Source organism: Flavihumibacter sp. UBA7668, assembly GCF_002483205.1.
In the GTDB taxonomy this organism is placed as follows: Bacteria; Bacteroidota; Bacteroidia; order Chitinophagales; family Chitinophagaceae; genus Flavihumibacter.
Window position 1 is genome coordinate 260,687 of the sequence record NZ_DLHM01000007.1, and the last position, 13,033, is coordinate 273,719.

At 42.5% G+C, this 13,033-nt stretch carries 9 protein-coding genes; 6 read left to right on the forward strand and 3 right to left on the reverse strand.

Translation table 11 applies throughout. From position 1 onward, the window contains the following. The 6 genes from B2746_RS18830 to B2746_RS18855 are packed head-to-tail and all read left to right on the forward strand — an operon-like array spanning position 1 to position 6,764. Positions 1-1,116, forward strand: coding sequence for an amidohydrolase family protein (locus B2746_RS18830; RefSeq protein WP_290797418.1), 1,116 nt, complete (start codon positions 1-3; stop codon positions 1,114-1,116). Continuing rightward, entirely contained in the window at positions 1,094-1,834 is a 741-nt protein-coding gene (locus B2746_RS18835) for a carbohydrate-binding family 9-like protein (protein WP_290797421.1), read from the forward strand. The genes B2746_RS18830 and B2746_RS18835 overlap by 23 nt, the downstream gene beginning before the upstream one ends. 10 nt (positions 1,835-1,844) lie before the next feature. Beyond that, a complete protein-coding gene (locus B2746_RS18840; RefSeq protein ID WP_290797424.1) occupies positions 1,845-3,173 on the forward strand; it encodes a Gfo/Idh/MocA family protein in 1,329 nt (442 codons plus the stop codon). Between the two features lie 17 nt (positions 3,174-3,190). Continuing rightward, complete coding sequence (locus B2746_RS18845) at positions 3,191-4,390, forward strand: 3-keto-disaccharide hydrolase (protein ID WP_290797429.1); 1,200 nt, start codon at positions 3,191-3,193, stop codon at positions 4,388-4,390. Between the two features lie 9 nt (positions 4,391-4,399). After that, positions 4,400-5,692 carry an amidohydrolase gene (locus B2746_RS18850; RefSeq protein ID WP_290797431.1) on the forward strand — a complete coding sequence of 431 codons (1,293 nt, stop codon included), beginning with the start codon at positions 4,400-4,402 and terminating at the stop codon, positions 5,690-5,692. Positions 5,693-5,696: 4 nt separating this feature from the next. After that, positions 5,697-6,764 carry an aminotransferase class I/II-fold pyridoxal phosphate-dependent enzyme gene (locus B2746_RS18855; protein WP_290797434.1) on the forward strand — a complete coding sequence of 356 codons (1,068 nt, stop codon included), beginning with the start codon at positions 5,697-5,699 and terminating at the stop codon, positions 6,762-6,764. Positions 6,765-6,770: 6 nt separating this feature from the next. Here the strand turns inward: B2746_RS18855 and B2746_RS18860 are convergent, their stop codons facing one another. From B2746_RS18860 to B2746_RS18870, 3 genes are all read right to left on the reverse strand, one after another. Next, on the reverse strand, positions 6,771-8,168 hold the full coding sequence (locus B2746_RS18860) for a sulfatase (RefSeq protein ID WP_290797437.1): 1,398 nt from the start codon (positions 8,166-8,168) through the stop codon (positions 6,771-6,773). A gap of 125 nt (positions 8,169-8,293) precedes the next feature. After that, complete coding sequence (locus B2746_RS18865) at positions 8,294-9,805, reverse strand: SusD/RagB family nutrient-binding outer membrane lipoprotein (RefSeq protein WP_290797439.1); 1,512 nt, start codon at positions 9,803-9,805, stop codon at positions 8,294-8,296. Between the two features lie 17 nt (positions 9,806-9,822). After that, positions 9,823-12,963: a SusC/RagA family TonB-linked outer membrane protein gene (locus B2746_RS18870; protein ID WP_290797441.1), complete on the reverse strand. Its 3,141-nt coding sequence runs from the start codon at positions 12,961-12,963 to the stop codon at positions 9,823-9,825. Positions 12,964-13,033: the final 70 nt, after the last annotated feature.

Consider the following 13,033-nt stretch of genomic DNA (forward strand, 5'->3'; position numbering starts at 1 on the left):
ATGAGATATCAACTATCCAGTTTACTGGTTTTATTATCCGGTTCCGTTTTGTTTACATCCTGTTCAAATGCAGGCTCATCGAAACAGGATGATGCATATTATTCAGCGGACGAGTTCAGGGAAGTAAAAAAAATTGATGCGCATGTTCATGTTAATACCTTCGACACTACCCTGGTCAATTTGGCCAAAGAATATGGTTTCCATTTAATCAGTTTGAATGTTGGCGCTCCTGAATATCCATCCCTTTCAACACAACAGCAGTACTCCTTATTTCATCTTCATAGAAACCAAAGCGGATTTGCCTATACCACCAGTTTTGATATGAAGGAATTTGAAGCAGCCAACTGGCAGGAAGCTCAATTGAACTATCTCGCCAGTTCTTTTGATAGTGGTGCTGTAGGCGTTAAGGTATGGAAGCATATCGGCATGGAACTGAAAGACAGTGCGGGTAAATTCATTATGATCGATCATCCCCGAATGGATACCCTCTTTAAATTCATTACGGACAAAAATAAAACACTGGTAGGGCATTTGGGTGAACCTAAAAACTGCTGGCTGCCCCTGGATAAAATGACGGTTAAAAATGACCGGAATTATTTCAGCAAACATCCGGAATACCATATGTTCCTACATCCGGAATTCCCTTCCTATGAAGATCAGATCAATGCCAGAAACCGCCTACTGGAAAAACATCCCTCTCTTCGATTCGATGGCGCACACCTTGGAAGTCTGGAATGGAGCGTGGATGCCATGGCTGAACACCTCGATCGTTTTCCAACAATGGCGCTGGATATGGCAGAGCGGATCTCGCATTTACAATACCAGTCGAAAGAAAATCGGCAGAAAGTAATCGACTTCATCACCAAATACCAGGATCGTTTAATTTATGCAACTGATATTGTTCAGGATGAAACGGCTGATCCGGAAGCATTGAAAACCTATTGCAAATCAACCTGGGAACAGCACTGGCTGTATTTTACATCCGACTCCATGATGGAGGCGCCGGAAATTGACGGGTCCTTTCAGGCATTGCACCTGCCCAAAACCATCGTTGATAAAATTTATCGCTTAAACGCAGAAAAATGGTTCCCGGATGCTTTCCGCACAACACCATAAAAGCAGCCAATTGCAGGCAAGCATCCTGTTTGCCTTTTTCTTCCTGCTGGCCTGTCAGCATAAGGAAAAAGAACCAACTGGTTATCTGGTGAAAAAAACGGATGATTTTGTAGTTAATGGAGCTGGTAATTCCGTCAATTGGAATGCAACTGAATGGACCAGCCTGACATCTTTACCCAACTACCCATCCGATTACACTACTGAATTTAAGTTGCTCTATTCGTCCAATGGTCTGTATGCAATTTACCGTTGCACAGACAGTTTGCTTACCAGTACATTAAAAGAAGATCGGGCCGCATTGTACAAGGAGGATGTAATTGAACTTTTTCTGCAACCAGACACTACCCGCACCCATTATTTTGAATATGAATTATCGCCACTTAATTATGAAACACCTTTGCTTATTTTTAATACGGAAGGCGATTTAAACAGCTGGCATCCCTTTGAACAGTCAGAGAAGCGTAAAGTAGTGCATGCAACCAGTGTTATCGGAGGAATAAAAGAAAGCGGATCCGTTGTTTCTCAATGGACAGGAGAATTTTTTATCCCATTTGATCTGCTCCGACCACTTGGAGGAACTGCACCAAAATCAGGCGATAACTGGAAAGCCAATCTTTATAGAATAGATTACGACAGAGGAGAAGCACTGTGGGCATGGAAATTAAACAGTGGAAATTTTCATGAATTCCAGCATTTTGGAATTCTTCATTTTGAATAAACCGATTAGTATGAGTAAAACATCCTTTCTATCAGAAAACAATAACAGGAGAAGGACTTTTATAAAAAAGACCAGTGCTCTTTTTGGTGGTTCTTTATTGATCAGCTCCTTACCAGTTTCGGCAAAAGGATTTTTTCTTTCTGCAGATACAATAAAAATCGCCCTCATCGGATGTGGTGACAGAGGTACAGGAGCAGCAGTAAATGCACTAAGAACCAAAGGTGCAATTGAGTTGGTAGCTATGGCCGATGTTTTTCGTGACAAAATTGATGATTCCATTGCCCTGATGAATAAAATTGAGGATATCAAAGGAAAATTAAAGGTTCCGGATGCCAATAAATTTGTCGGGTTTAATGCTTATGAAAAAGCCATCGCTTTAGCAGATGTCGTTCTGCTGGTAACTCCTCCTGCATTCCGACCTCTTCATTTTGATGCTGCAGTAAAGGCCGGAAAACATGTGTTTATGGAAAAGCCTCTGGCTTCTGATGCGCCGGGTATTCGCCAGGTACTGGAGACCGGAAAACTGGCAGCACAAAAAAACCTGAAAGTAGTGGTTGGATTGCAAAACAGATATGATCCGGCATTTATCGAAATGGTTGATAAACTGAAGCAGGGAGCTATTGGAAAAATAGTTTCCGCTACCGATTATTATATGATCGGGCCATTAAAGCAGATCAAACGCACTTCCGGACAAACTGAAATGGAATACCAGTTACGTAACTGGCGCTATTTCAATTGGCTTTGGGCAGGTTCTCCCGCTGGATTGCAGATCCACAATACGGATGTGGTGAACTGGTTCAAAGGTTCCTTCCCGGTAAGAGCCCAAGCAATTGGTGGAAAAGCCATGCAGGGCCAACCCGACCAGGGAGATATCTTCGACAACTTTGCCATTGAATATGAATACGAAGATGGTTTTAAACTGAACAGCTTTATCCGTCACCTCCCTGGTACTAACACTAAAGGCGGCGCTTATTTTCAGGGAGCCAATGGTACTGCAAGCATTCATTCCGGAATCAGAGATGCAAACGGAGAACGGATCTGGAGAAGGCAGAGTGGATCCACTGAAAATGCCTATCAGATCGAACACGACAAATTATTTGAAGCAATCAGAAACAATACGCCCCTGAATGATACCGAGTGGGGAGCCCTGAGTACCATGACTACCATCCTTGGCAGAATGGCGGCCCATTCAGGCAAACTGGTAGAATGGAAAGATGCTTTTAATTCTGAACTAACCCTGCTGCCTAATCGCTTTGCATGGGATGCAGCAGCACCGGTAATGCCAGATAAAAATGGATTATATCCTTTTGCCATCCCGGGTGTTTCGCCTGTTTTGTAACTGACTGAACTGCTGTCATGAAAAAATCATTGTTAGTACTGGCTATTTCCGGCACCAGCCTGACTGCCTGTATCGCTACCAGATTACCCACGCATACGGAATCTGTAAGCTTAATTTCTAATGAAACTGATTTCAGCAACTGGGCAGCTATAAATGCTCCTGCTGGTGATTGGATCATTAAGAAGGATAGCTTGAAAACCAGCAGCAATGGAATAGGGTACCTGCGATCTCCAAAAATTGCGGGCGATTACCTTTTAAGTTTTGACGCTTACAGTGAAAGCCCTGAATCAGTTGATATTATGCTGGCGGCCACAGAACTGCCTGAAAAAGGAAGTCCATATCCTGATGGGGTTCCCATCCGTCTGCAAAAAAATAAATGGGTACAATATCTGATTGAAGCAAAAAATGGGCAATACAGAATTTTTGGAGATAAAAAACTAATTAAAACAATTAATGCGTCCGACAAATCAGCCGGCTTTATTTGTTTTCTTAAAGACGGATCACCAAAAACCTTCGCCAATATTCGATTCTCTGAATTCGAAACTCAGCCTGCTGACAAACAGGTACAAACAGCAATGGATACCCGCTTTCATCCATTGTACAATGGTGATGAGCTGAATCAATGGCAAATGAAACCCGGACATGAAGGTCATTGGACAGCTTCCAACTGGATGATTGATTATGACGGACTCAGCCAGGAAAAAGACAAGTGTTTGTGGACAAAGCAGTCTTACCGTGATTTTGAACTGATTGCTGATATCCGGCTGACCCGCGAGCCAACAGCTGAATTAAGTCCGGTTGTACTGCCCAACGGTGATAATGCCTTGAATCCGGATGGAACTGTTCAACAGGTATTGGAACTGTATGCGGGTGATACCGGCATTTACCTCAGAGGTCATTCAAAAAATCAGATTAATATCGGGTATCGTTATCTTGGTTCGGGTGAAATTTATGGATTCCGGGTAGATAAAAAAATGCCTCCTGAAGTTCGGGAAGCAGTTACACCAAAAATAAAGGCTGATAATTTTCCCGGTCAGTGGAATCGCTTTTATATCCGATTAATTAAAGACCGGCTGACAGTTCAATTAAATGGTATTACGGTAATTGATCATGCACAGCTGCCGGGGATTGCTCCCGAAGGTCCGATTGCTTTGCAGGATGATCATGCGTCTAACAACAGGTTTCAATTTGCCAATCTTTTTATTCGGGAATTATAAAATTGATCTATGAAATATGTATTGCTGGCATCCATGCTTTTGATGGAGCTTACCGGATATGCACAGATTAATCAGGATTTGGATCGATTTATTTCAGTGCAGAAAGAAGAGCTGATTGGCTTTTATAAACAGCTCCACCAAAACCCCGAATTATCCTTTGAAGAGGCAGCCACCTCCGCATTATTAGCAAAAGAGCTGAAAAAATTAGGGGTAAAGGTTACCGAAAACATTGGTGGATTTGGCGTAGTGGGCGTTTTAGAAAACGGGAAAGGTCCCACTATTCTGGTACGCACCGACATGGATGCTCTGCCCATTCAGGAAGCCACGGGTGCCTCTTATGCCAGCACAAAAATAATTACCGACAAGCAGGGAAATAAAATTCCGGTTATGCATGCCTGCGGGCATGATTTTCATATGACTACCTGGCTGGCGGTTGCCCGCTTTATGGATACCCACCGGAAATACTGGAAAGGCACCCTGGTCTTTATAGCTCAACCGGCAGAGGAAAAAGCTGCAGGTGCAAAAGGCATGCTGGCTGATGGATTATATTCCAGGTTTCCAAAACCGGATTATGCCCTGGCTCTTCATGTGAATTCCAAATTACCTGCCGGTACCGTGGGCTATTGTCCGGGTGGTGCCCTTGCCAAAATTGATCTCCTGGATATTACTGTAAAAGGAAAGGGCGGGCATGGCGGAATGCCTAATTTTTCTAAAGACCCGATCGTATTAGCCGCCCAGTTAATCATGTCCCTTCAAACGATTGTAAGCAGAGAAGTTAATCCGGCTGAACCAGCTGTTCTTACCATTGGATCCATTCATGGGGGATCGAATTCAAACACCATACCAGCTGAAGTGCAATTGGGCCTGACCATCCGTTCTCTAAATGACAGTGTTCAGGCAGCCATGATCCGAAGTGTTCAGCGAATAGCCAATGGCGTAGCGATGGCAGCCGGATTGGAGGAAAAAGATTATCCGGTTATTCATCTCCGTGATGAATCCAGCCCATTGGTTTATAATGATCCAACCCTGAGCCACCGGATAGGAGCCGTATTCCAGGAAAAGTTCGGAAAAGACAAGGTAATCCTGCTTCAGCCGGAAATGTATGGAGAGGATTTTGGCATGTACCGACAGACCGATCCACCTCTGCCTACGCTGATTTATTCTGTAGGAACAGTTGGAACAGGGCCTTTTGTATCAACCCATTCACCGCTTTATCTGCCGGAAATAAATCCAGGTCTGGAAACCGGAATTAAAAGTTTAACCTGGGCATTGTTAGATTTGCTGAAACCAGCAAAAAAATAACAGATTGATTACTTCATATACCAATCAGGGAGGCGCCATGCCAGATCGGGTTGTTTCAATAAAGGGAATACCACATTTATATTTCAGTGGCACCGCTTATTTGTGCATGAACCACAATGAAGCGTTCACCCAACTAATTCAGGAAGGCATGCAGTTATACGGAACTAATTATGGGAGTTCCCGCTCGGGAAATTTTCAAATTCCGGTGTATGAAGAAGCAGAAGCAGCAATGTCGGTGCAATTTAGATCAGAAGCAAGCCTAACGCTTTCTTCCGGTTTTATGGCCGCCCAATTGGTGATCCGGCAATATGAGAACAAGGCTTCCTTCATCTATGCGCCGGATAGTCATCCGGCATTACTTCGTACCAAAAAAGATTATACTATTGGGTCTTTTAAAGAATGGGCTGACCGGTTGCCAGAAACAATTGCAATGAATCCTGCCAATGAGTTGGTAATAATTTGCAATTCACTGGACCCATTAAAAGCAGCCTATCATGATTTTTCATGGATCAATCATCTTCCTCACCATAAATCAATCACGCTGATAGTGGATGATTCGCATGGACTTGGAGTGACCGGTGAAAATGGGGAAGGGATTTACGCTGCTTTAGGTACAAAATCCGGAATTGATTTGATAGTAGTTTCATCCTTGGGTAAGGCAATGGGATTACCTGGTGGAATTATTATCAGCACCAAAGAGAATATAGCTGAATTCAGAAAAAGTTCCTACTATACTGCCGCTTCACCAATGGCACCGGCATACCTGCATGCCTATTTACATGCAGGATCAATTTATGCAGAAGAACGGGTGAGATTAAAGCATAATATTCAATTTTTCCAATCAAGCCTTAACAGGAATTCAGCTTTCCAATATGCAGAACAATATCCGGTAACTTATTGTCATAAAAATGAATTGGCCGGTTTTCTCTTAGCGCAAAATATCCTGATCAGCAGCTTCTCGTATCCTACATCTTCCGATGAACTTATTACCCGCATCATACTAAACAGCCACCACACGAGGCATGATATTGAACAACTCCTTAACGCCATTCAGGCATTTACTTCGTCATAAAAAAAATCAATTCAACTGATCCGATGATTTTACCAATTTTAGTTGTTTTGACAATTCAATTACCGTTTTGCTGTTTTTCATTGATTCATATAAATTAGTAAACTCATTGGGGTCTTTTTCATGATCATACAATTCAAAGCCAGCTCTTCCTTCATCCCATTCAGTATATCGCCATTTTTCTGTTCGAATGCTATTACCAAAAATGGTACCTCTTTTGATTTGAGTATAAGCCGGGTGGCTCCATTTAGCTGCGGGATTTTTTAAGAGAGCAGTATAATTTTTCCCTTGCAGCTGACCTGGAAGGGGAAGATTACAAAGAGTAGCCAGTGTTGGATACAGTCCAACCAGTTCAACCGTCCGGTTACAGGTGGCGGCCTTCGCAATACCCGGACCAGCAATAATCAGCGGTACTCTTGCAACTCCTTCAAACAAACTTTGCTTCAGCCATTGCCCATGTTCACCCAGGTGATATCCGTGATCACTCCAAAACACGATTATAGTTGATTTCATTAAATCAAGTTCTTCCAATGCATCCAGCAGTTTTCCGACTTGTTGATCCAGCAGAGAAATAGAGGCATAATAAGCACGCATAGCGGTAATTCTTTCATCAACTGACAATCCCCAATGTGCAGGCTTGGTAAATAATGCTGCTGCCGGAATGTCATTCCAGTCGCTTATGCTTGAATCTGGCAATTGTATTTTATCTGTAGGATATAAATCAAAAAACTCTTTTGTAGCTATATAAGGTGTATGAGGACGAAAAAATCCTACTGCCATAAAAAATGGTTCTTCTTTCAGCGTTTTCATCAGGCGAACTGCTTCATTTGCAATTTTTCCATCAGTTTGCTCATCTGCAGTTCCTTCCGATTGGTGCCAGGCTAGCGCTGCACCAAGAGATCGTTGCGGTGTGAGATTTTTGACCAATGCTTCCTCCAACTTGTCCCGGCCAATCGGATTGACTACGGTATCCCAACTCGGTTTATCGTCCAGACCGTCCGTTCCAATTTCAGCTGGTACATGATAATGATAAATTTTTCCAAGCCGCGCAGATTTATATCCATTCTTCCGGAACAGTTGAGGAAGTGTAATGACATCAGGGAATCTCGTTCTGAAATGGGTGTCAAGGTCATAGATTTTGAGTTGTTCTGGTCTAATCCCTGTCATAACAGAAGCTCTGCTGGGATTGCAAAGTGGATATTGATTATAGGCAGCATTAAACTGAACACCCATTTTAGCTAACCGATCAATATTGGGTGTTTTTATAAGTGGATGACCATAACAACCCAGGTCATTATTCAGATCATCCGCGGCAATAAAAAGCACATTCAATTTTTCCTTTTTTATCTGGCCTGCGGCTCCTATAGTCCAACAAATAAGGAATGCGAAATAGATTACCTGTTTCATATTAGTCCACTTTAATCATCGGAAATAATTTTCGAATTATTATCTGAAAATAAAAAAGCATTCAATACCCGGTATAGACCAATGTATTGAATGCATTGCAAAACTATTAATACTGTGTGGAAAACCTAGTAAATCTCAGGTGGAAACTGGCCTTGTCTTGGGTGAAGGAAAGGCAATCCCGGTTTAGCATCCCACCAGATTCTGCTGGTCATCAGATCACCGCCCTCTAATCTGGAAATTGCTGACCGCACATTATTCTCATTCAGTGAATATTCCGATTGCGGATAGGTTGCTCTGCGAGGTATTCTTCCGTTTGTGCTACCCAGGTCGCTACCGGTCCAAATTTCAGGATAACCGGTTCTGCGATATTCAGCCCAGCTTTCTGTTCCCAACCAGAAGTTGGCAAGATATTTTTGAATTATAATTTCCCGAAGCTGTTCTTCTTCTGATCCTTCAAGAGAACCATACTCGCCTGCCAGATAATCAACAATATCCCCTGCAGCAACATTATACTGACTCATAGACAGTTCTATTCCATTTCTATACATTGCTTCTGCATCCTCACTGGAAAGCCCAACCAGAGCAGCCTCAGCCCGAAGGAAAGCGACTTCCGCCGCATTCATAACCTGAATATCAAACACCGGTGTCCGGAAAAAATAATCCAGATAGGCCGTATTGACGTCTCCATAGGGAGGTTTTTCATCTGTGAACAGGCACATGGGACGGCCCTTATATCCGGATACACCATCTGTAGCAGGATCGGCAAATTTTTCCAATCTTGGATCATCCCGCTGGAGAAGATTCTGCGTAACGGTAAACCCAACCCATAAAGGATAACCATTTGAACTAACGAAGGAATTATAAAGCGGATTGCGGTTAGCAACTTCTGCACCGTCAATGGTACGCAAGGTAGCAGCCTGATTATTTGCAACTATGAGCGGCTTGGTAATTACATCTGAAATATGTTCCTGTGCCAGGCTTTCATTTGCATAACGAACGCGTATGGCTAAGCGAAGACGCAAAGAATTGGCGAAACGAACCCAGCGCTCTGCATTTCCATTAAAAAGAATATCTGCAGAACCGAAAGACGCAAGAGCGGGCTCTGCAGTAAGTTGTGCAGCAGCTTCTTTCAACTCTTTCAGCATATCCGTGTAAATCGCTTCCTGTGTATCATAAACAGGCTGATTGATTACTTCATTTACATCCAGCAGGGCTTCAGAATATGGCACATCACCAAACATATCAGTAAGCTGGTGAAATTGCCAAACCTTCCAGATTCTTGCTACAGCCTGTTGATTTTTCAAAGCCGGATCATTACCTGTTAACCGGATAACTTCCGCAATATTTATCAGATCGCCGGTATAATTGAAACTTCCACCCCAATCACGCGCCTGAAAAATAGTACCGGATGCCTGGTTGGCATAATAGTTACTGTATTCATTCAGGGTTCCATTACTATGATTTGCAAAAATGGTATTCTTCAATACAAGGGTAAACATCATAGATGGACGAATCACCTCTTTTGTAATCAGAATAGGATTGGTATTTATCTGTTCAAAGTTTTTTGTACACCCCGCCATAATCAGGGTTATCATCCCGGCCGAAATAAGGTGTATTTTATATTTTCTGAGTTTCATACGTTCTGATTAATCGGTTAAAAAGTAAAGGATAGATTAATTCCAATGCTGCGGGTTGTTGGAACACCTTTTGCTTCGTATCCCTGAGCAGAAATAGTGGTATTATAGGCTGATTCCGGACTTATCCCCATAGCCTTGAACTTGGCATCCCGGTGGATATAGAAAAGGTTTCTGCCTATGAGTGAAATCCGGGTTCCTTTAAAATAGGTTTTATTCAACCATCTGGAAGCACCGATATTATACCCAATGCTCGCTTCCCGAAGAGCTGCATAATCTGCATCGATAATGGCATCCGTTGCGATATTTCCCCAGCTACTTCTGCCGGCATAGTAATCCTGAGCCAATAGTACAATATCACTTGGTGTATATTTCCCATCCGGACCTTCAATTACCCCTTCTGCAATCAGATTTGTTCTGTTTTCTGTGAACTTACCCGTTCCTTTTGCACTCTGATCATCATAGGATTGAGAATAAATCTTTCCGCCTTTCCTGAAATCAATCAATGCACTCAGTGTAATCCCTTTATAGGTGAAACTGTTGGTTATTCCACCCAGCCAGTCGGGCTGAATATTTCCAAGGATAGTCGCTTCATCTGCTCGTTGGAATTTTCCCTGCTCGGTTAATAAAATGCGTCCGTCTTCCGTTCTCTTATAGTCATACCCTATCAAATTACCAAATGCTTCACCAGGAGTTGCCTGAATGGAAACACGTGTTGCTGACAGCATCATGTAAGTTGATATTCCTTCTGTCAATTCAAGAACCTTTGACCGATTTCTTGACAGGTTCAAAATCATATCCCAGCTGAAATCTTTTGTTCTTACCGGGCTTCCGGTGAGCAAAATTTCCACTCCCCTATTCTGAATTTCACCTGCATTGATCATCCTGGATGCATATCCGGTTGCATTTGACAAACCTATGTTGATAATCTGATTAAATGTTGCCGCCCTATAATAGGTTAAATCAAGACCAAGCCGGTTGTTTAAGAATCGAAGTTCAGTTCCGATTTCAAAACTTCTTGTCAACTCATTTTTTAGATCTGCTAAGGGTACAGTTGAATTTATGGCTGCAAATGGTTGCCCATTAAAATTCAGGTTGGATAAATTATAACCACCTGTTGTACGATAGGGATCTGCGTCATTTCCTGCTTCCGCATAAGAAACCCGAAGTTTTCCATAATCCAGAATCCCTGTATTGGTTCCCAAAACATCAGAAAATACAAAGCTGGTACTAACAGATGGATAGAAAAAGGATTGATTTTTTAATCCAAGAGTTGAAGACCAGTCATTTCTGCCGGTTACATCGAGGAATAGGAAATTTTTATACCCAATTTGTCCGGTGAAATAAGCAGAGTTAATTACTTTTTCACTTATATTATTTCTGGTCGCTTTTGTTTTTGCATTGTTGATATGATAGAGTCCCGGAATATTAAAGCCGGTACCAGTAAAACCAACCTGCTCCTGTTCTCTTTTCAGATGATTGCCACCCAGGGAAACGGATCCGGTAAAATTTTTGGACAGGTCACCTGCTGCAGTTAATAACAAATCACTATTTGATTCTTTAACCTGGTATTGATCATTTGCTATACTTCCATCCAGGGTTCCGGGTGTCCCTATTCCAATTCTAACCATCCTGTTTTCTGTATAAAAATCAGTACCTGACCGTGCCTGGAGGCTAAGCCAATCTGTAAATTTATACCGGGCAAGCACATAACCGATGATCCTGTCACGGGTATCCTTACTAATCAGTTCATTCATCAGCCAGTAGGGGTTATTAGGGCTGCCATTTTTATAGTTGATCTGGGTACCATTGGCTCGTTTATAGTCTTTTTGCCAGGCAAGATCAATGAAACGCGGTGTTATCATCAAACTGGCAATCGGAGATGTAAGTAATCCACCTACTTCAGGACGATTATTCCCACTTTGGCGGATATAGTTCACTTTTGTTTCAACAGTAAGCCTTTTAGTTACATTCAGCGAGGCCAGTAAATTAATACTTTGTCTTTTCAATGAGTTATTTGGAATAATACCTTCATTTCTCATATCCGAAGCGGAGAGACGATACGTGCCTTTTTCGCTGCCACCTGACACTGCAACCGTATTGGTAAATGTTTTACCCGTACGGAAAAAAGATTTCAGGTTATCTGAGGGTTGCGGTGTATACGAAACGACCCCAATTTCCGGCCATGCATCAAAGACGATTTTTCTACCGTCCATTCGTCCTCCCCAATTATCATTCATCCAGCCGGGCCAGCTGTCATATTCAACTCCATCAATTGTTTTTTTATTGAAAGAGGTATAGTTATCATCGTATCCGCCGCCCCATACATTTTGGAATGTTGGTAAAACATTGGGAGATTCAAAGGTTGAATTGGAAGTAATATCCACGCGCGCGGGGCGGCCTGATTTTCCTTTTTTGGAAGTGATCAGAATTACACCATTTGCACCGCGTGCACCGTACAGTGCAGCTGCAGCCGGACCTTTCAATACTGACATAGACTCAATATCATCCGGATTGATATTACCGATACCATCACCAAAATCACGTTGTCCGCCAAATTGACCTGGTGTACCTAATGTCTGATTATCAATAGGCACACCGTCGATAACATACAAAGGTTGATTATTTCCCTGAAGAGAAGATGCACCTCTGATTACAACAAAACTGGATCCCCCGGCACCTCCAGAAGAAGGATTGATGTGCACTCCGGAAACCTTGCCTTTCAAGGCATTTGCCACGTTGAGGTCCTTATTTTCTGACAAACGGTCTCCATCAATGGTTTGCATGGAATAACCCAGCGATTTTCTGTTTCTTTCCACCCCAAGAGCCGTAACAACCACTTCTGATAGCTGTCCGTTGGAAGCAGATAATGTTATAGCGATATTCTGACGCCCATTGATGGGGAGCTCCTGCTGCTGAAAACCGGTATAACTAACAACCAGCGTACCATTGGCAGGGGCATCGATGGAGAATTTACCGTCCGCATCGGTTAGTACCCCACGGGTTGTACCCTTGAGAAAAACAGAGACTCCGGTTAACGGTTTTTGATTCTCGTCCAAAATAGTACCACCGATCTTTGCTGTTTGCGAGAAGGCAATCCCTCCCGTCATAAACAACAATAGGATCAGTAGCAGACTACTCATCAATTGATTTCGTTTCATTTGCAGTGTATTTGGCATTAATTAAAAAAAGAAGGTTACAAAAGAAATTGTCGGTGTTATATTTTCGTTT